The organism is Kribbella sp. NPDC031520, assembly GCF_055580825.1.
In genome coordinates, this window is the sequence record NZ_JBVIKS010000001.1 from 888,496 (window position 1) to 907,813 (window position 19,318).

A 19,318-nucleotide genomic window follows, 5' to 3' on the forward strand; every position below is an offset into this window, starting at 1 on the left:
GGTATTCCGCGGGTCGCTAGAGTTCGGCGCATGAGTGCGCAGCTGGAGCGGTACGAGCAGCGGTTCCGGCGGGCGGGGCTGCCGCTGTTCATCGAGGACTTCTCGCCGACGCACGACATCTTCACGCGGGCGGCGCCGCTGCTCGTGGTGGTGTTCCTGATCGAGATGCTCGGCGCGACCTCACTCGACTGGCACTGGTGGCAGAACCTGCTGGCCGCGCTCGGCGGGCTGGTCGCGCTGGTCGTCGGGTTCGGCCTGCTGAACAGGTTCCGCGGACGGCCGTTCTTCTCGCTGCCGACCCGTTTCGGGATCCCCGAGCTGGCCGTGTTCGTGTTCCTGCCGGCGTTGCTGCCGGTGGTCACGCAGGACCAGCTCCGCCAGTTCTTCGGCATCGCGATCGGCAACCTGGTGCTGGTCGGCATTGTGTACGCGGTAATCGGCTACGGCCTGATCGCGACCACGTACTGGGGTGTGCGCCGACTGGCGAGCGAGCTCGGGAACTCGGTGGCCAGCCTGGTCCGCGCCCTCCCGCTGCTGCTGGTCTTCTCACTCGTACTGTTCGTGACCGCGGACATGTGGCAGGTCTTCGCCGGGATGCCGACATCGTTCATCGTGCTCTCGATGGTCGCCTTCACCGCGCTGAGCACACTGTTCCTGCTGCTCCGGCTGCCGCGCGAGGTCGACGCGATCGAGCGCGACGCCGGCTCCGGGCCGCCGCTGCGCCGCAGCCAACGGATGAACCTGAGCATCAGCCTGGTGATCCGCCAGTGGATGCAGGTCCTGGTGGTGAGCGCCGGCGTCGGCCTGTTCTTCATCGGGTTCGGGATGCTTGCGATCAGCAAACACGTCTACGACCAGTGGGGCGTCACGCCCGGCTCCTGGTCGTACAACTTCACCCTGCTGCACCACCCACTCGTCCTCAGCGCGTCGCTCGTCAAGGTCACCATCGGGATCGCGAACTTCACCGGCCTGTACTACTCGATCGCGCTGCTCACCGACTCGACGTTCCGCACCGACTTCCTCGACAACGTCAGTGCGGAACTCCGCGACCTCTTCACCGCACGGAGGGAGTACCTGGCGCTGCGGGAGTCAAGTGGGCTGACAGGAAACCCAACTCGTAGTGCGTAAGGCTTGAGGTGTCTGCCATGTGGGTGACGTTCGACAGCGGCAGGACCTGGTGGGGGCGGCCGGCCGCGGTCAGGGCGGCGGAGAGCCTCAGGGTGTGAGCGGCGAAGACGTTGTCGTCGGCGAGGCCGTGGACCAGCAGGAGCGGCCGGCGGAGGTCAGCGGCGTACGTCATCAGCGACAGGCGGTCGTACACCTCAGGGTTCTTGCCGGGATGGCCGAGGAAGCGCTCGCGCCAGTGCGTGTCGTAGAGCCGCTGGTCGGCCGGTGCGGCGCCTGCGACGGCGACGTGGAAGTCGTCGGGGCGAAGCATGACGGCGGCCGCGGCGAGCAGTCCGCCGAAGCTCCAGCCGCGGATCCCGACCCGGCTGAGGTCGAGCGCGCCGGTCTGTTCGGCGGCGGCGTGCAGCGCGGTCACCTGGTCCTCGAGCGGCGCCGTCAGCGAGTCGAGATACACGGTCTTCTCCCACGCAGGCCCGCGTCCCGGCGTACCGCGACCGTCCGCGATCACGACCGCGAACCCCTGCTCGGCGAACCACTGCGCGGCCGCGAACGCGCCACTCGTCTGCCGCATCACGAGCTGCGCCGCAGGGCCGCCGTACGGTGCCATCAGCACCGGGAGCTTGCCTTCTTCGTACCAGGACGGGAGGAGTACGGCGGTCCGCAGTTCGAGGTCGCCCGCGCGCAGCCAGGTGATCCGCGGCGTGACGACCGGCTCAGCGGCCCGGGACTCGACGGTCCGATCAGGTTGGCCCGTCCGGCGTACGACGAAGGACCGGCCGGCCTCGGTGTTCGACTCGAGGAGGAATGCGTCGCCGGCGCGTGCCCCGCTGTGCGTACCTGGTTCGTCGGTGAGCCGGCGGAGCTCACCGTCGTACAGCCAGAGGTGCTTCTCGGTCGGCTCGTCGCTCGCCTCGAAGAGGATCGCCTCGCCGTCGACCTGCAGTACGCCGCGGACCTGCAGACCCTCGGGCGTAACCGGTACGTCGTCGATCGTCAGGTGCCGGGTCTCACCCACGTCGGCGGTGTGCACGAGCTTGCCGGACGCGGTCCGGGCCGGGGTGCCGTGGATCAGCTCGACCCACGCCGGGTCCCGCTGCTCGTGCAACAGCTTCGTCTCGCCGGTGTCGGGATCGCCCGCGAGCACCTGGACGGTGCCTTGATCGCGGGACTGTACGGCGAACAGCGGGCCGTGCGTATCCCACGTCGCCGCCGTCAGGTACTCGTACGCCGGACGGTCCCAGCGCAGCTCGACCGCGCCGCCGTCGAGGTCGAACGCGTGCAGCGTGACGATCGCGTTCGCCGTACCCGCGACCGGGTACGCGACCTCGCGGGGCGGTCGTTCCGGGTTCGCGGGGTCGGCGATCCACCAGCGCTGCACCGGGGTCTGGTCGACGCGGGCGGCGAGCAGACGGGTACCGTCCGGGGACCACCAGTGCCCGCGGGTACGACCCATGGACTCGGCGGCCACGTGTTCGGCGAGGCCCCAGCTGACCTCGCGATCGTCGTCCACGGCAACGGCCCGGTTGTTGCCGCTGGCAAGGTCGACGACGTGCAGCTGCCGGCCGGTGACGTACGCGACCCGGCGCCCGGTCGGGTCGATGCGCGGGTCGACCACCCGGCCGGCGGTCCAGACCTCGCGCGGCAGCGCCTCCGGACCGTCGAGGTGGTACAGCACGCCCTGAAGCGCGAAGACGATCTGGCGGGCGGACCGGTCGGTCGAGTAGGCAACGATTCCCGAAGTACGCTCGCGGCCGCGTTCCCGCCGTACTCGCTCCGCCTCCGGGAGCGGACCGCCGGAATCGAGGTCCTCCGGCGCGACCACGAGCTCCTCCGTGCCGTCCGCGGTGAGTTGCCACAGGCAACTGGTGCGGTCCTCCGGGCCGGTGGTCCGGAGGAACAGCACGTGCTCGGTACCGAGGGTGAAGGCTCTGGGCAGGCCGTGGGTGAAGCGGCCGGTACGGGCGGATTGGGCCGGGAAGTCCTCGATCAGATCCACTCTGCTCAGGTTAGCCAGTCGGTCAGCGGGCCGATCGCGAAGTACACCACGAACAGCGCCGAGACGACCCACATCAGCGGGTGCACCTGGCGGGCCTTGCCGCGGACCAGCTTCAGGATCACGAACGACACGAACCCGGCGCCGATGCCGGCCGAGATCGAGTACGTGAACGGCATCAGCACGATCGTCAGGAACGCCGGGAACGCGAGCTCGAGGTCGTCGAAGTCGATCCCCTTGACCTGCGTCATCATCAGGAAGCCGACCAGGATCAGCGCCGGCGTCGCGGCCTCGTACGGCACCAGGGTGACCAGCGGCGCGACCACCATCGAGATCAGGAAGCAGATCCCGGTCACCACACTGGCCAGACCGGTGCGCGCGCCCTCACCGACGCCCGACGCGGATTCGATGTACGACGTGTTGCTGGACACCGACGCGGCGCCACCGGCCGCGGCCGCGAGGCTGTCCACGATCAGGATGCGCTGCGAGTTCGGCGGGATGCCGTCCTTGTCGTTCAGGCCGGCCTCGGCGCCGATGGCGGTCATCGTGCCCATCGTGTCGAAGAAGTCCGCGAGCATCAGCGTGAAGATCAGCAGGATCGCCGACACCACGCCGACCTTCCCGAACGAGCCGAACAGGTTGAACTCGCCGATCGTGTCCAGGTTCGGTTTCGTGAACCACTGGTCCGGCAGCTTCGGCACGCTCAGGCCCCAGCCGCCCGGGTTCTTGTCGGTCCGGGCGCCGATGTTCGCGATCGACTCGATCACGATCGCCACCACGGTCGCGGCCAGGATGCCGATCAGGATCGCGCCCTTCACCTTCCGGGCGTACAGCGTGACGATCAGGACCAGGCCGAACACGAAGACCAGTACCGGCCAGCCGCGGAGGTTGCCGCCGACACCGAGTTCGACGGGCGGGCCGCTGAGCGCGGCGGGACGCCGTACGAAGCCCGCGTCGATCACACCGATGAACGCGATGAACAGGCCGATGCCGACGCTGATCGCGACCTTCAGCTGCAGCGGTACGGCCTCGAAGACCGCCTTGCGGAAGCCGGTCAGCACCAGGACCAGGATGATCAGGCCCTCCAGCACCACCAGGCCCATCGCGTCCGCCCAGGTCATCTTGGTCGCGACCGAGAACGCCAGGAACGCGTTCAGGCCGAGGCCGGTGGCGAGCGCGAGCGGGAAGTTCGCGACCACACCCATCAGGATCGTGACCACGCCGGCCACCAGGGCGGTGGCCACGGCGATCTTCGCGATCGCGGCCGCCGGATCGGTACCACCGCCGACGAACTGGCCGGCACCGTCCTTCACGGTGCCGATGATCAACGGGTTCAGCACGACGATGTACGCCATCGTGAAGAACGTGACCAGACCACCACGGATCTCACGGCCGAGCGTGGATCCGCGTTCGGTGATCTTGAAGAACGAGTCCAGCGGACCGTGCAGGGAGCGGGCCGGAGCGGCCTGGGACGAGCTCATGCCCCGCATAGTGCCAGTTCCCACCAGCCCCGTGCGAGCACTTACGCCAAACCGTTGCCCGCTCAGTCATATCTCCCGCCGCGGCCGCCCGCGAGCAGACCCCGGCACGACGCATCGCCACCACCGCGAACAGACGCCGGCGCGGTGCGTCGGCATGCGGGGCGAAGGACTCGGAGCATCGTGGCCGTTGCACCCGTGCGAGCGAGGTGCCGGGGCGAGTGCCGCGCAGCAGGCGTGGGGCCGGGAGGTATGTCTTAAGCTAGGTCCGTGACCGAGGAGCAGGGGGTATCCCGCAAGCGCAGTGACCCGACGAGCCAGTTGGCACGCGGTGAACTGGTGCACGCGGAGGTCAAGCCGCTCGACCTGTCCGGCATCCCCAGCGTGATCACCGGCATCGTGCTGTGGGTCGTCGCCGGCGTGGTCCTGTTCCTCTTCCGCGGCCGCCTCACCGACAACGGCCTCGACTGGTGGCTCTGGGTCCCCGTCGCCGGCTTCGCCCTCGGTCTGATCGGCCTCTGGTACTGCAAACGCCGCTGGACCGCCATCCAAGCCGGCCACCGCCCCGCCACTGAAGACTGACCTACCCGATCGCACCTGCCTCGCCGGCGGCGACGACAATCCCCTCCCCGGCGGCCACAGCCCCCTGACCGCCTCCGGCGGGCCCCGATACCGCCCACCCACGCCGGCGCTGCCACGTAGCCGAACCAGACATCGGCACCCGCACCACGACCTCGGCCAGACACCCGCGCTGCAGCCTCGGCCCGACGCCCGCGCCGCCTTCCGCGGCGGTGAGCTCGGCCCGTGGTACCAGACCGGGTCCGCCGAAGGCGGCGGAAGACGTGCCTGCGTGAACGGCGAGGCTCCGAAGAACTGCCACCGCCGCCAAGGCGGTGTCCGATTGAGGCGGGGTCAGTCCTCGGGGTGGGCCAGTTCTAGGGTGTCGTAGCCGGTGGTGTCGAAGGCGTGTTCTGAGGTGGGGTGGTCGGGGGATTCGATGGTGGCGTCGGAGTGGGCGCCGCAGCCGTAGTCGTAGGCGACGACGCGGGCCTCGCCGGGGGCCATTTCGTTGGCGCAGACGCCGAAGGCCTGGCCGAGGCTGTCGGCGAGGCGGATCCAGTAGCCGCAGGAGTGGCATTTGTACGGGACCGCCTGGGCGATCGCGGACGACGGGCCGAAGTCGCCGGAGTACCAGCGCTCGGCGGCGTCCTCGCGGCCGAACGGCGACAGCACCCGCTCGCGGCCGAGGCCGAGTTCCTCGACGACCGTGAGTACGTCCTCGGGAGCGTCGGCGGTGTCGGTGTAGCCGGGCTCCAGCCGCGGGTCGTCCGGGAGCGTCGGGAACAGGTCGCCCGGACGCAGGTCGCCGGGCTGTACGCGATCCGACCACGGGACCCACTCCGGCGCGACGACCGCGTCGTCGCCGGGCAGCATGACGACCTCGTTCACCGTGACGGTCTTCGCCCGGGAGGCGCGGGTCAGCGTGACCGCCCAGCGCCAGCCGCGGTACCCGGGGTGGGTCGACGCGAAATAGTGCGTGACGAGGCGCTCGCCCTCGACCAAGTGACCGAGGTGCTCGCCGATCTGTGCGGCGCCGGCCTCGGCGATCGCGGCCTCCCGCGCCGGTTCGACTGCCGCGACGCAGAGGGCGTCGGGCTTCGCGCGGACCGGTTCCGGTGCTTTGACGGGAGTCACAATCGCCCATTCTCGCACGCCTCCCGCCGTACGCCGAACCGCCCTGGGCGGAGGTTCGTACGCGCGGTACCTGCGGTCTGTCCCCGGTAAGAGGCAGGATGGTTGCATGCACTCCCCCGACCCGTCCGACCCGAACGCCCGCGAGAACCGCGGCGCGTCCGCCGGTCGTGGACAGGACCCGGGAAACGGCGGTACGCCGGGCGGTCACGCCGGTGGCGAGCGGTCAGGTGGTGAGGTGGGGGACAAGAACGTACGGGGTGGCGGACAACCAACCGGCGCACCACGGAACGGACTCGGCGCGCCCTCGGCCGGCGGTGCACGGGGCGGGCAGACGAGTGCTGGGGCTGCCGATGGGGCTGGGGGGAAGGGGAAGTCGGCCGGGGAGCGGTTGGGGGAGGCTCGGGAGCGGGTTGGTAGTGCGGGGAAGAAAGTAGGGAGCGCGAGCAAGAAGGTTGGGAGCGCGAGTAAGAAGGTTGGGAGCGCGAGTAAGAAGGTCGGGCACGCTTCGATGGTCGGTGCTGAAGGGGTGGCGTCGGCTTCGCGGAAGGCGGCTGAGGTCGGGGGGCGGTTCGGCCGGGCGACCGGGCGGCGGATCCGGGGGCTCACGAGCGCGCAAGGGGCTGGCGAGTCCGGCCTGTCGCGGCTGATCGAGCTCGGCGCGGTCAACGCCGCCGGCGACACCGCGTTCGCCGTATCGCTGGCCGGCACCGTGTTCTTCACCGTTCCGAGCGGCCAGGCGCGGGACCGGGTCGCGCTGTTCCTCCTCCTGACGATGGCGCCGTTCGCGTTGATGGCGCCGCTCATCGGCCCGATCCTCGACCGGTTCCGGCACGGCCGCCGCTGGGCGATCGGCGCGACGCTCGGCGCCCGCGCGTTCCTCGTCTGGGGGCTGGCGTCCACGGTCACCAGCCACAACTCGGTCTGGCTCTACCCGGCCGCGCTCGGCTGCCTCGTGGCCTCCAAGGCGTACGGCGTCACGCGCGCCTCCGCCGTACCACGTCTGCTCCCCAGACAGATCACGCTCGTCACCGCCAACTCGCGCATCTCGCTCGCGGGTGTCGCCGGTGCGACGATCGGCGCGGGTATCGCGGGCGCGTTCGCCGCGATCGGCCCGCAGTGGTCGCTGCGCTGGGCCGCGGTGGTGTACATCGTCGGCCTGATCCTGGCGATCCGGCTGCCGAGCGCGGTCGACTCCCCCGCCGACGAGGAAGTCACCGGTACGGCGGGACGTGACGCGCGGCGCCGGGCGATCACGGCTGCGGTGTCGCGCGGGATCCGATGCAACCTCGGGCTGCGGTTCGTGTCCGGATTCCTCACCATGTACCTGGCGTTCCTGCTGCGTGACCAGCCGGTGAGCGGGGTGAAGGGCGCGGTCGCGGCCGGCGCGGTGGTCGCCGCGGCCGGCATCGGGAACAGCCTCGGCACCCTGCTCGGATCGTTGCTCAAGGCACGTAAACCGGAAGGTGTCGTACTGGTCGTACTGCTCGCCGACGCCGCGGTGGCGGTTGCGGTCGCGGTGCTCTACGGGTTGCCGATACTCGTGGCACTCGGCCTGGTGGCCGGGTTGTGCAGTTCGCTCGGGAAGCTGTCGCTGGACGCGATGATCCAGCGCGACGTCCCGGAATCCGTACGTACGTCGGTGTTCGCGCGCTCGGAGACGGTGCTGCAGCTCGCGTGGGTCCTCGGTGGCGGGTGCGGGATCGTACTGCCGCTGATCCCGCGCCTCGGCTTCGGTTTCCTCGCGGGTGTGCTGCTGATCGTGGTCTTCCTCGTACTGCGGATGCGCCCGGCGCCACGTCCTACCCAGGGGCCGCTGCGTCCCGGCGGACTGGGCGGCCCACGCGCCGGCGGGCAGCACCCACACCACGCGGGCGACCCGGACCGCAGGCCGACGTACGACCGGCCCTCCGAGAGCACCACCCGGACGATCCTCAGCGTCGCCGAACAGCGCGCCAACCGGGCCGGCCGCTCCAACACTCACGACGAACCAACCGTCGAGTGGCGCTCCGGCGGCCCCACTCCCCCGGAACAACCCGTAGGCCGCTGGTGGAGCGGCCAGACCGAGGACGACGAGAACACCACCGAAGAACCGGCGCCCTGGTCCGAAGAACCCACCGAGGAACGCAACCCCTCCCCCTTCAAACGCCGCCCCGGCAACCCCCGCCGCCCACCCCGCTGAGCTGCTCCGCCCAACCTGGGGAGGATGTTCGTCCCGGATCGGGAAGAAGTCCTCCCCACCTCAGCTCTCACGCTGCAGGAACTAAGTCGGCCCCCTCGGTGGTGGGCTCCTCCGCCGGAGCTGCCGGGGTGGTGCCGCGGAGGACCAAGGTGGTGGTTACCGCGGTGGCCAGCAGGAGGAGGGTGCCTACCAGGGCTACCGCGTTCATGCTGTGGGTGAAGGCGTGGCGGGCTGTGGTCAGGACGGCGTCGGCCAGTTGGGTGGGGAGGTGGGCGGCTGCGGCGGTGGCTGCGGGGAGGCCTTCGCGTACGGGGGCTGCGACGCCGGCTGGGAGAGTCGACGGGACGTCCGACCGGTAGACCGCGGTGCCGATCGAGCCCAGTACGGCGATTCCCAGGGCGCCGCCGAACTCCGAGCAGGTTTCCATCACCGCGGACGCCGAGCCGGCTCGTTCCGGGGCGACCGAGCCGACAACCGCTTCGGTCACCAAGGTCATCACCATCACCAGGCCGGCGGCCAGTAGGCCGGCTCCGACGAGCGGTACGGCCAGCGACGAGTCGACCCGGACCTGGGTGAGTACGCCGTACCCGGAAGCCGCGAGGACGAACGCTCCACCGATCACGTAAGCGCGGTCGAACTTCCCGGCCAGCGCGGTCGCCAGCGGAGCGGCGCCGCCGACCAGCACCGACGGAGCGAGCGACCACAGCGCGGCCTTCAGCGGCGAGAGCCCGTGGACCAGCTGCAGGTACTGGGTGAGGAACACCGCGTTGCCGACCAGCGCCAGGGTGCCGATGGTGTTCGCCGCCAGCGACCCACTGAACGCACGGTTGCGGAACATCGACAGGTCCACCATCGGGTGCTCCGCGGTCCGCTGCCGCTGTACGAACAGCACTCCGAACACCAGGCCCACCACGATCGCCACCACCGGCAGCACCGACCAACCGTTCGCGGCCAGCTCCTTGATCCCCCAGATGACGGGCAGTACGGCGGCCAGCGACAGCACCGAGCCCAGCAGGTCGAACCGCCCGCGCACAGGCGCCTTGAACTCCGGCAGCAGCACTGGCGCGAGGACGAGGAGCAGCACCATCGCAGGGGTGTTGATCAGGAACACCGAACCCCACCAGAAGTGCTCCAGCAGGAACCCGCCGAGCACCGGCCCGAGGGTGATCCCGCCCATCATCACCGCGCTCCAGAACGCGATCGCCTTCGACCGCTGCTTCGGGTCGTGGAACATGTTCCGGATCAGCGCCAGGGTCGACGGCATCAGGGTCGCGCCGCCGATCCCCAGTACGGCGCGGGCGGCGATCAGCTGCTCCGGGTTCTGCGCGTACGCCGCGGCGACGGACGCGAGCCCGAAGCCGATCGCACCGATCAGCAGCAGCCGGCGGCGGCCGATCCGGTCACCGAGCGAACCCATGGTGATCAGCAGACCGGCGAGCACGAACCCGTAGATGTCGAAGATCCACAGCTGCTCGGTCGCGTTCACGCCGAGGTCCGCGCTGATGAACGGGACCGCGAAGTACAGCACCGACACGTCCATCGAGACCAGCAGCAGCGGCAGCGCGAGCACGCCGAGCGCGATCCACTCCTTGCGTCCCGCCCGTTCGTTCGGACCCATGACAACCCCTCCGGTTTATCTGTCTATGCCGCACACTGTATGCGCCATACACAAACCATAGACGAGACTGTCTATGCTGTAAACAGATAAGGTCGAAGAAAGATGAGGAGAGGATGGTGTCCATGGACGAGCACGATCTGCCGAGGGTGTTGCAGCAGCTGTGGGGTGTGGAGGGGCGCAGCCGGCCGGGGCCGAAGCCGGCGTTCCACATCAGCGACATCGCGCGGGCCGCGATCAAACTCGCGGACGCGGGCGGGCTGGCGGCGGTCTCGATGAGCAAGGTGGCGGCCGAGCTCGGCTTCACCACGATGTCGCTCTACCGGTACATCGACGCCAAGGACGACCTGTACGTCGTGATGCTCGAGCACGCCTTCGCCGAACCGCCCGTGCTCGACCCGGCGCAGAGCTGGCGCGAACGGGTCTCCGCCTGGGCGACGGCGTTCCGTGACGGGCTGCGCCGGCACCCGTGGGTACTGCAGATCCCGGTCGTCGACCCGCCGCTGTCACCGAACCAGCTGGCGTGGATGGAGGCCGGGCTGTCGGCGTTCGACGGTACGCCGTTGAGCCCGGCCGAGAAGCTGTCCGCGATGCTGCTGGTGAACATCTACATCCGCGGAACGACGCAACTCACGGCGAACATGCCTACGGAGCCGGACGAGATCCGCGCGGGCGACCGGCTGTACACCGAGCGCCTGACGATGCTCGCGACCCCGGACCGCTTCCCCGGCATCGCGGCCACACTCGTACCCGAGGACGAGACGTACGCCGGCGACTTCGACGCCGCCGAGTTCGCCTTCGGCCTGGACACCGTCCTGGACGGCATCGCGTCCCGGATCGATCGGCTGGAGGACTGAGCGACCTCAGACGTCGAGTTTGTCGGCTACGCCGCGGAGGACGGTTGCTACCTGGCGGGCGGACTTGTTGTCGGGCTGGCGGCCGTGACGGTAGCCCTCGCCGAGGCGGTCGAGGAGTTTGATCAGGTCCTCGATGACGACCTGCATCTCGTCGGGCTTCGGGCGCATCGCCTTCGCCACCGACGGCGGCGGGTCGATCAGCCGGACCTGCAGGGCCTGCTCGCCCTTGCGGCCCTCGACGACGCCGAACTCGACCTTCTGACCCGGCTTCAGGTTGGTCACGCCCGACGGCAGGGCCTCGGCGCGGACGTAGACGTCCCCGCCCTCCTCCTTGCTGAGGAATCCGAACCCCTTGTCGGAGTCATACCACTTCACCTTGCCAACGGGCACGGGAACCTCTTCAGTCGATCGTCGGAAGCAATCAGGCCGTGAAGCCCGATCAGGAAACCCAGCGTACGTGACACCGCGCGACGGCGCCTCCGGGAAACTACCTGATGGGGCAGCCTCTCCGCACCCCTCAGAGGTTCCGGTACTTCTCCGGTTGGGTGAGGCGTTCGTTCATCGAGCCGGAGCGGAAACCGCGCGGGTCGACCTGCGCGGTCGCGAACCCTTCGGCCACGACCGCGGCGACCAGTTCCTGCTGGTCGACGCGATCGAGCAGATCGGCGTCGATCTCGATCGAGGCGCTGTCGCCCAGGTCGCGGACACGGACGTTCTCGACGCCGTACGACGACAACGTCGCGCGGATCGCCTGCTCGGCGCGGTCGACCCGGGCGAGCAGGTTCGGGGTGATCCGGATGCCGTACGCGATCCGGCTCGACAGGCACGCCGCGGCCGGCTTGTCCGACGTCTCCAGGCCCCAGCTGCGCGAGGCGGTACGGATCTGTGCCTTGGTCAGGCGGGCGTCCCGCAGCGGGGTCAGCGCGCCGCGTTCGAACGCGGCCTTGATACCGGGGCGGAAGCCGGCGATCGCGTCGTCGGCGTTGGTCCCGGTGGCAATCGCGGTGATGCCGAACTCGTCGGCGATCGGCTGCAGCGTCTCGATCAGTTCGGCCTTGCAGAAGTAGCACCGGGCACCCGAGTTGGCCTGGTACCCCTCGCGCTCCATCTCGTGCGTGTGCGGGGTGACGTGCCGGACGCCGAGGCTGTCCGCGAACCGCGACGCCGGCTCCAGCTCGGCCGCCGGCAGCGACGGCGAGATCGCGGTCGCGGCGATCACGTTCGCGGGCCCGATCGCCCGCGCGGCGGCCGCCAGCAGGAACGCCGAGTCGGCGCCGCCGCTGAACGCGACGACCATCTTGTCGTACGACGAGAGCCGCCGCATGAGCGCCTCGAGCCGCTGTTCGAGCACGTACTCCTCGAGCCAGGCGGGGAACTCGGTCAGGTCGTTCAGTACGACGTCAGCGCCGTACGCGCGCAGCTCGTCCGCCGTGAACGGACCGGTCGCGACCGACACCGCGACCGCGCCCGCTGCATGCGCACCGTCGATGTCCGCGGTGTGGTCGCCGACGAAGACCGTCGCGTGGTGCTCGCGCAGCGCCGTACCCTTCTCGGCTCCGTGCAGGTCACCGACAGGCTCGTCGACGTCCAGGCCGAGGTGCTCGAGGTGCAGCCGGACCGACGGCGTGTACTTCGCCGACACGACCATCGTCCGCCCGCGCAGCGCCCGGATCGCGGCCAGGGCCTCGGCCACGCCCGGGAGCGGCAGGCTGCCGCCGATCGCGTGCGACGGATAGTGCTCGCGGTACCGCGCGACCATCGCGTCGACCTGCTCGGGCGGGAACCAGTTCGCCATCTCCCAGGTCAACGGCGGCCCCAGCCGGCTGACCACCAGGTCGGTGTCGATCTCGACGCCGGTCTCCGCGGCCAGCAGGTCCCAGACGGCCTGGATCCCCGGCCGCGAGTCGATCAGCGTCATGTCCAGGTCGAACCCGACCACCAGTTCCGGCACGTCGGCGGTATCGGGGGCGGGTTCAAGAGCGGCGGTTGACACGTCCCCAACCCTACGTGACCCGCGCGCCGGCCGGTCTCGCATCCCGAAACAACCCCAAAGTCTACTAATTCAGTCGGATTATAGAAGTTAACCGACCGTGAAGGAGCTGTCATGACAGCGCAACTGCAAGCACCGGAGATCACCGCCAGCAAGGCCGGCGGCGCGATCGGCGCGGTGATCGGCAACATCCGCCTCGGCGGCGACCTGGCGCCGGAGACCGTCGCCGCGATCCGTCAGGCCCTGCTCGACCACAAGGTGATCTTCCTCCGTGAGCAGCACCACCTGGACGACGCCGGGCAGCTCGCGTTCGCGAAGTTGCTCGGTACGCCGACGCTCGCGCACCCGACCTCGAAGAGCCTCGACGGCGCGGCGAACATGCTACCGATCGACTCCGACTACAGCAAGGCCAACAGCTGGCACACCGACGTGACGTTCGTCGACCGGATCCCCGCGATCAGCCTGCTCCGGGCGGTCACGCTTCCGGCGTACGGCGGCGACACCACCTGGGCGAACACCGTGAGGGCGTACGCGAATCTCCCCCAGGCGTTGCAGGCGCTGGTGGATCGGCTGTGGGCGGTGCACAGCAACAAGTACGACTATGCCGGCCACGCGGACGAGGGGCGGATCGGCGGGGTCGACGTGAAGGTCGAGGAGCACCGCAAGCAGTTCGTGTCGAGGCTGTTCGAGACCGAGCATCCGGTGGTCCGCGTACATCCCGAGACCGGCGAGCGCTCGCTGGTACTCGGTCATTTCGTACGGCGGTTCGTCGGCCTGAGCTCCGCGGAAACGACCGCGCTGTTCCAGCTGCTGCAGAACCGGGTGACCAACCCGGACAACACCGTCCGCTGGCACTGGCAGCCGGGCGACCTGGCGATCTGGGACAACCGCGCGACCCAGCACTACGGCGTCGCCGACTACGACGACCTGCCTCGCCGGTTGCACCGGATCACGCTTGCCGGGGACGTACCGATCAGCGTCGACGGCGTCCGCAGTACGCCACGTACCGGGGACGCGTCACACTTCTCCGCACTTGACAGTTGAGGACACGATGTCCGAGCTCTTGACATCCGGAGTCATTTTGTAAACCCTCATCGGCATGGACTCGTTTGCCGATCGGACCAAACGCCGGCTTCGTGACGAGTTGCTGGACGCTGCACAGGACGCCGTCGAAACAGGTGGGTACGACGGGCTTCGGATGGCCGAGGTCGCTCGTCGGACCGGGGTGTCCCGGCAGACCGTCTACAACGAGTTCGGGGACAAGTGGGGCGTACTGGAGGCCGTCGCGGGGCGCGAGACCGAGCGGTTCCTGCTGGATGTGAACGCAGCGCTCGCCGAGCAGTCCGACCCGATCGACGGCCTCCGGGCCGCGGTCGAGCGGGCGCTCACGCTGGCCGCGGAGAGTCCGCTGGTCAAGGCCGCGCTGAGCCAGCCGGGATCCGACCAGGCCAGCCAGCTGCTGACGACACGGGGGCAGCAGGTGCTGGAGCTGGCACACCTCCGGCTGGATGCCCATGTCAGGGAGTACTGGCCGGAGGTTCCAGCAGAGGACGCGACCAGCTGCGTCGACGTCGCGTTGCGCGTCGTCATCAGCCACATCGTCACCCCGGGCCCTCCCCCGGCGGTGGTGGCGGCGCAGCTGGCTCGCGTCCTCTCACCCTTCCTCAGCGAATCCAGGAGGCTGCGCGTATGACGAATCCCCTACACCGCCAGGGCTTCAGCTCACTGAAGGCCGGCGGGCTGAACTGGGACGCGCTGCCGTTGCGGCTGTTCGACAAGGGCAACCGCAAGTTCTGGAACCCGCGCGACCTCGACTTCAGCCAGGACGCCAAGGACTGGCAGGAGCTGAGCGACAACGACAAGGAGAACGCGTTGATGCTCTGCTCGCAGTTCATCGCGGGCGAGGAGGCGGTGACCGAGGACCTGCAGCCGTTCCTGCAGGCGATGGCTGCCGAGGGGCGCTTCGGTGACGAGATGTACCTGACCCAGTTCTGTTTCGAGGAGGCCAAGCACACCGCGGTCTTCCGGCTCTGGCTGGACGCGGTCGGCGTCACCGAGGACCTGCACCGGTACGTCGAGAACAACCCCGGCTACCGCGCGATCTTCTACGAGGCGCTGCCGGTCGCGCTGAAGTCGCTCGCCGACGACCCGTCGCCGTCGAATCAGGTCCGCGCCTCGATCACGTACAACCACGTCGTCGAGGGAACGCTGGCGCTCACCGGCTACCACGCGTGGAACCTGCTCTGCACGTCCCGCGGCGTACTGCCCGGCATGCAGGAGCTGATCCGCCGGATCGGTGACGACGAACGCCGGCACATGGCCTGGGGTACGTTCACCTGCCGCCGGCACGTCGCCGCCGACGAGTCGAACTGGAAGGTCGTCACCGACACGATGGAGGAGCTCCTCCCGCACGCGCTGACGCAGATCCAGTGGGCCATGGACAACTCCCCCGAACTCCCGCCGGAGATCAACCCGACGGCACTGATGACGTACGCCGGCGACCGCGCCACCCGCCGCCTCGGCGCGATCGAGTCGGCGGTCGGCGCGGACGTGGCCGGTATCGACCTCGACTACTCCCCGGAGAAACTCGAGGACGACTTCGGCGACGAGGACTCAGCCGCCCTGGCGGCGGTTCGTTAGCAGTACGACGAGAGCTGCCGCTGCGAGTACTGCGGGGACCCAGGTGACGGTTGCCGTACCGAAGTGGTCGGCGACCTGGCCGCCGGTGAAGGCGCCCAGTGCTATCGATCCGTTGAACACTCCGACGAGGACAGCCGACGACGCCTCGGGGGCATTGGGCGCTGCGTCACGCCGCCAGGCTTGTGTACTGACCGTCGTGCCGCCGTACGCCAGACCCCAGATCACCAGCAGGACAAGGGCTCCTGCTGCGGTGGCGCCGATTGTGGGCATCGCCAATGCTGTGAGGGCGATCCCTGCTGCAATGGCAGTCAGGGCTCGGTGCGGGCGGAGGGCGCCGGTGAGGAAGTTGCCGAGGACACCGGCTACCCCGTACGCGAGCAGGAAGGCACCGATCAACGCGGGAGCGACGTGCGGCTCGAGGAGCGGACGGACGTACGTGTACGCCGCGAAGTGGCCGGTCACGATCAGCGCGACGAGGACCAGCCCTACGCGGACCTGGTGGATCTTCAGGACTTCTCGTACGTCGTGCAGTCGTACGGCCTGCTCCGGTGGGAGGTTCGGCAGGAAGATGCTGAGGGCAACGGCCAGCGCCAGCGCGAGCACGCCGACGCCGGCGAACGCCCAGCGCCAGCCTGCTAGCTCACCCACGTACGCAGCGGCGGGAATCCCCAGTACAGAAGCGATTCCGATGCCGGAGAAGATGAGCGAGGTGGCCGGTCCGGCGGCAGACTGCGGCACGACCCGGCGGGCGGAACTGACCGTGAGCAACCAGACGCCGCCGATCGAGACACCCATCAAAACGCGAGCAAGCATGAGGATCCAGTAGACCGCTGCGACAGCGGCGATGAACGCAGCCGCAGCCAGCAGCACCATCAGCCCGCCCAGGACTGTCCGGCGGTCCAGCCGGCCCAGCACCAACGGGAGGACTGGCGCCGCAACTGCTGAGACCACGCCCGTTGCTGTCAGCGCCAGGCCCGCGGTTCCTTCCGTCACGTGGAGGGATTCGCCCATCGGAGTGAGTAGGCCGACCGGCAGCATCTCGGCGGTGACCACCGCGAAGACCGTGGCCGCCATGGTGACGGAAGCGGCCCAGGCCCGCGCATCGGTGGTGGCCGGCTGGTCGGCGCAGATCGTTGTCATGTCACCAGTGAGCGTCTGCGCAGTGGTCCCGAACAACGGCGATCTGATCATCCTTGTATTAGCTGAGCTAATCGATCATGGTTGGAGGCATGGCCGTCGAGATCCGGGAACTCGAGTGCTTCCTCGTCCTTGCCGACGAGCTGCGCTTCGGACGTACTGCGGAGCGGCTCTACCTGTCGCAGAGCCGGGTCAGCCAACTGCTGCAGTCGCTGGAGCGGCGGATCGGCGGACCGCTGTTCGAACGCACCAGCCGGCGGGTGGCGCTGACCCCTCTGGGCAAGGAGTTCCTGACGTCGCTACGGCCGGCGTACGCGGCGTTGGAGCGGGTTGTCGAGAACGCCCGCGAGTACGCCGCTCGCGCTGCCGGGCGACTGCGCATCGGGTTTCAGGGAGCCGCGAACGACACCGTCCTGCGCGCGGTGGCGGACTTCCAGGCCCGGCATCCGGACTGCCTGATCGACGTCTGTGAACTTCCGCTCAACGACCCGTTCGGCGCGCTTCGCCGCGACAGCGTCGACGCCGCCGTGGTGATGCTGCCGGTCGCGGAGGACGACCTGGTCCTGGGCCCCGTCTTCTCACACCAACAGCAGACGCTGACGGTCTGCTCCAGTCACCGGCTCGCCTCCCGTTCGTCGATCGACGCCGAGCAGTTGGCCGGCGAGACCCTGATCGCGATCGCCGGACCCGCTCCCGGCTACTGGCGCCAGACCCAGGCGCCGACCCAGACGCCCGCGGGCGCCTTGATCCGTCGCGGCCCCGACGTCCGGACCCTGCAGGAAGGCCTGTCCCTGATCGCCGCCGGGCGTGGCGCCATGCTCATCTGCCGTCCCACGGCCGAGCGCAACGGCTGGAACGGCATCGTCAACATCCCGATCACCGGGCTCCCCGACTCGGCACTCGGCCTGGTCTGGCGCCGCGGCGAGGAAACCCCGGCGCTACGGGCGTTCGCCGAACACCTGAAGAGCTAGTCAGCTCAGGCCGAGGAGCTCGACGGACTTCTCGCGCATCTCGATCTTGCGGATCTTGCCGGTGACCGTCATCGGGAAGTCGTCGACGAGTACGACGTACTTCGGGATCTTGAAGTGTGCGAGCTTGCCGTTCGCGAAGGCCCGTACGCCGTCCGCGTCGAGGGGCTCGGCGCCCGACTTCAGCTTGATCCAGGCGCACAGCTCCTCGCCGTACTTCTCGTCGGGGACGCCAACGACCTGGACGTCGGCGATCGACGGGTGCGTGTACAGGAACTCCTCGATCTCCCGCGGGTACACGTTCTCGCCGCCGCGGATCACCATGTCCTTGATCCGGCCGACGATGTTCACGTACCCGTCGTCGCGCATCGTCGCGAGGTCGCCGGTGTGCATCCAGCGGGCCTGGTCGATCGCCTCGGCGGTCTTCTCCGGCTCGTCCCAGTAGCCGAGCATCACGGAGTACCCGCGGGTGCACAGCTCGCCGGGTTCGCCGCGCTCGACGACGAGACCGGTGGCCGGGTCAACGAGTTTCACCTCGACGTGCGGCATCACCCGGCCGACGGTCGACGTACGGCGGTCCAGGTCGTCGTCGCGCCGGGTCTGCGTCGACACCGGCGACGTCTCGGTCATTCCGTAGCAGATCGCGACCTCGGCCATGTGCATGTCCGCGACGCACCGCTTCATCACCTCGACCGGGCACGGCGAGCCGGCCATCACGCCGGTCCGGAGACTCGTGAGGTCGTACGACGCGAAGTCCGCCAGGCCGAGCTCCGCGATGAACATCGTCGGTACGCCGTACAGCCCGGTGCACCGCTCGTCCTGGACAGCCTTGAGCGTTGCCGCCGGGTCGAACGCCGGCCCGGGGATCACCATGCAGGCGCCGTGCGTGGTGCAGCCGAGGTTGCCCATCACCATGCCGAAGCAGTGGTAGAACGGCACCGGGATGCAGAGCCGGTCGTCGGCGGTGAACGCGATCGTCTCGGTGACGAAGAACCCGTTGTTCAGGATGTTGTGGTGGCTGAGCGTCGCGCCCTTCGGGAATCCCGTCGTGCCGCTGGTGTACTGGATGTTGATCGGGTCGTCGAAGGACAGCTCGGCCTCGCGGGCGTTCAGCTCGTCGACGCTGACCCGGGCCGCGTCGTCGCGGAGCGTGTCCCAGTCGCCGGTGCCGAGGTAGACGATCTCCTCTAGCGCCGGAAGGTCAGGCTTCACTTCCTCGACCATCGCCCGGTAGTCGCTTGTTTTAAAGGCGGTTGCGGAGACGAGCAGCCGGACGCCGGACTGGTTCAGCGCGTAGGCGAGTTCGTGGGTCCGGTACGCCGGGTTGATGTTCACCAGGATCGCGCCGATCAGCGCGGTGGCGTACTGCGTGATCGTCCACTCGGCCTGGTTCGGTGCCCAGATCCCGACCCGGTCGCCCTTCGCGATGCCGCGCGCAATCAGGCCGCGGGCAACGAGTTCGACCTCGGCGCCGAACTCGTCGTACGTCCAGCGCCTTCCGGTCTGGACCTCCACCAGCGCCTCGCGGTCGCCGTACGTCGCGATCGTCCGTCTCAGGTTCGCGCCGATCGTCTCCCCCAGCAAGGCAACCTCGGACACCCCGGATGCGTACGACGGAAGGCTCATGCCTGTCATCGT

General features: G+C 69.2%; 16 protein-coding genes. 8 read left to right on the forward strand and 8 right to left on the reverse strand.

Annotated elements, in window-relative coordinates; translation table 11 throughout:
* Positions 1-30 precede the first annotated feature (30 nt).
* Positions 31-1,128: a hypothetical protein gene (locus ACZ5BU_RS04405; RefSeq protein WP_465695466.1), complete on the forward strand. Its 1,098-nt coding sequence runs from the start codon at positions 31-33 to the stop codon at positions 1,126-1,128.
* On the opposite strand, the gene ACZ5BU_RS04410 is transcribed toward ACZ5BU_RS04405, so the two are convergent.
* Together ACZ5BU_RS04410 and ACZ5BU_RS04415 are read right to left on the reverse strand one after the other, a co-directional pair.
* Complete coding sequence (locus ACZ5BU_RS04410; protein WP_465695467.1) at positions 1,055-3,124, reverse strand: prolyl oligopeptidase family serine peptidase; 2,070 nt, start codon at positions 3,122-3,124, stop codon at positions 1,055-1,057. The genes ACZ5BU_RS04405 and ACZ5BU_RS04410 overlap by 74 nt on opposite strands.
* Positions 3,125-3,129: 5 nt before the next feature.
* Complete coding sequence (locus tag ACZ5BU_RS04415; RefSeq protein WP_465695469.1) at positions 3,130-4,602, reverse strand: NCS2 family permease; 1,473 nt, start codon at positions 4,600-4,602, stop codon at positions 3,130-3,132.
* Between the two features lie 267 nt (positions 4,603-4,869).
* On the opposite strand from ACZ5BU_RS04415, the gene ACZ5BU_RS04420 reads away from it, so the two are divergent.
* Entirely contained in the window at positions 4,870-5,181 is a 312-nt protein-coding gene (locus tag ACZ5BU_RS04420; protein WP_465695470.1) for a DUF2530 domain-containing protein, read from the forward strand.
* Positions 5,182-5,511: 330 nt separating this feature from the next.
* On the opposite strand, the gene ACZ5BU_RS04425 is transcribed toward ACZ5BU_RS04420, so the two are convergent.
* Positions 5,512-6,294, reverse strand: coding sequence for a DUF3027 domain-containing protein (locus ACZ5BU_RS04425; protein WP_465695472.1), 783 nt, complete (start codon positions 6,292-6,294; stop codon positions 5,512-5,514).
* A gap of 508 nt (positions 6,295-6,802) precedes the next feature.
* On the opposite strand from ACZ5BU_RS04425, the gene ACZ5BU_RS04430 reads away from it, so the two are divergent.
* On the forward strand, positions 6,803-8,473 hold the full coding sequence (locus ACZ5BU_RS04430) for an MFS transporter (protein ID WP_465695473.1): 1,671 nt from the start codon (positions 6,803-6,805) through the stop codon (positions 8,471-8,473).
* 67 nt (positions 8,474-8,540) lie between these two features.
* Here the strand turns inward: ACZ5BU_RS04430 and ACZ5BU_RS04435 are convergent, their stop codons facing one another.
* A complete protein-coding gene (locus tag ACZ5BU_RS04435) occupies positions 8,541-10,091 on the reverse strand; it encodes an MFS transporter (RefSeq protein WP_465695474.1) in 1,551 nt (516 codons plus the stop codon).
* A 122-nt stretch (positions 10,092-10,213) separates the two neighbouring features.
* Here ACZ5BU_RS04435 and ACZ5BU_RS04440 point away from each other — a divergent pair, with 122 nt between their 5' ends.
* On the forward strand, positions 10,214-10,945 hold the full coding sequence (locus tag ACZ5BU_RS04440) for a TetR/AcrR family transcriptional regulator (protein WP_465695476.1): 732 nt from the start codon (positions 10,214-10,216) through the stop codon (positions 10,943-10,945).
* Positions 10,946-10,951: 6 nt separating this feature from the next.
* On the opposite strand, the gene ACZ5BU_RS04445 is transcribed toward ACZ5BU_RS04440, so the two are convergent.
* Together ACZ5BU_RS04445 and larE are read right to left on the reverse strand one after the other, a co-directional pair.
* Entirely contained in the window at positions 10,952-11,335 is a 384-nt protein-coding gene (locus tag ACZ5BU_RS04445; protein WP_465695478.1) for a cold-shock protein, read from the reverse strand.
* 127 nt (positions 11,336-11,462) lie between these two features.
* The gene (gene larE / locus ACZ5BU_RS04450) at positions 11,463-12,938 is read right to left on the reverse strand and encodes an ATP-dependent sacrificial sulfur transferase LarE (RefSeq protein ID WP_465695479.1); all 1,476 of its coding nucleotides are present in this window, start codon (positions 12,936-12,938) and stop codon (positions 11,463-11,465) included.
* Between the two features lie 111 nt (positions 12,939-13,049).
* Between larE and ACZ5BU_RS04455 the strand changes: the two genes are divergently transcribed.
* Genes ACZ5BU_RS04455 through ACZ5BU_RS04465 form a run of 3 tightly spaced genes read left to right on the forward strand, consistent with a single transcriptional unit; the run spans position 13,050 to position 15,575 of the window.
* Positions 13,050-13,979, forward strand: a complete 930-nt coding sequence (locus ACZ5BU_RS04455) for a TauD/TfdA dioxygenase family protein (protein ID WP_465695480.1) — start codon at positions 13,050-13,052, stop codon at positions 13,977-13,979.
* A 55-nt stretch (positions 13,980-14,034) separates the two neighbouring features.
* A complete protein-coding gene (locus tag ACZ5BU_RS04460) occupies positions 14,035-14,628 on the forward strand; it encodes a TetR/AcrR family transcriptional regulator (protein WP_465695482.1) in 594 nt (197 codons plus the stop codon).
* The gene (locus ACZ5BU_RS04465) at positions 14,625-15,575 is read left to right on the forward strand and encodes a R2-like ligand-binding oxidase (protein WP_465695483.1); all 951 of its coding nucleotides are present in this window, start codon (positions 14,625-14,627) and stop codon (positions 15,573-15,575) included. The genes ACZ5BU_RS04460 and ACZ5BU_RS04465 overlap by 4 nt, the downstream gene beginning before the upstream one ends.
* On the opposite strand, the gene ACZ5BU_RS04470 is transcribed toward ACZ5BU_RS04465, so the two are convergent.
* Complete coding sequence (locus ACZ5BU_RS04470; protein ID WP_465695484.1) at positions 15,549-16,715, reverse strand: MFS transporter; 1,167 nt, start codon at positions 16,713-16,715, stop codon at positions 15,549-15,551. The genes ACZ5BU_RS04465 and ACZ5BU_RS04470 overlap by 27 nt on opposite strands.
* Before the next feature lie 89 nt (positions 16,716-16,804).
* Here ACZ5BU_RS04470 and ACZ5BU_RS04475 point away from each other — a divergent pair, with 89 nt between their 5' ends.
* Positions 16,805-17,683, forward strand: a complete 879-nt coding sequence (locus ACZ5BU_RS04475) for a LysR family transcriptional regulator (protein ID WP_465695485.1) — start codon at positions 16,805-16,807, stop codon at positions 17,681-17,683.
* On the opposite strand, the gene ACZ5BU_RS04480 is transcribed toward ACZ5BU_RS04475, so the two are convergent.
* A complete protein-coding gene (locus ACZ5BU_RS04480) occupies positions 17,684-19,306 on the reverse strand; it encodes an AMP-binding protein (RefSeq protein WP_465695487.1) in 1,623 nt (540 codons plus the stop codon).
* Positions 19,307-19,318 lie beyond the last annotated feature (12 nt).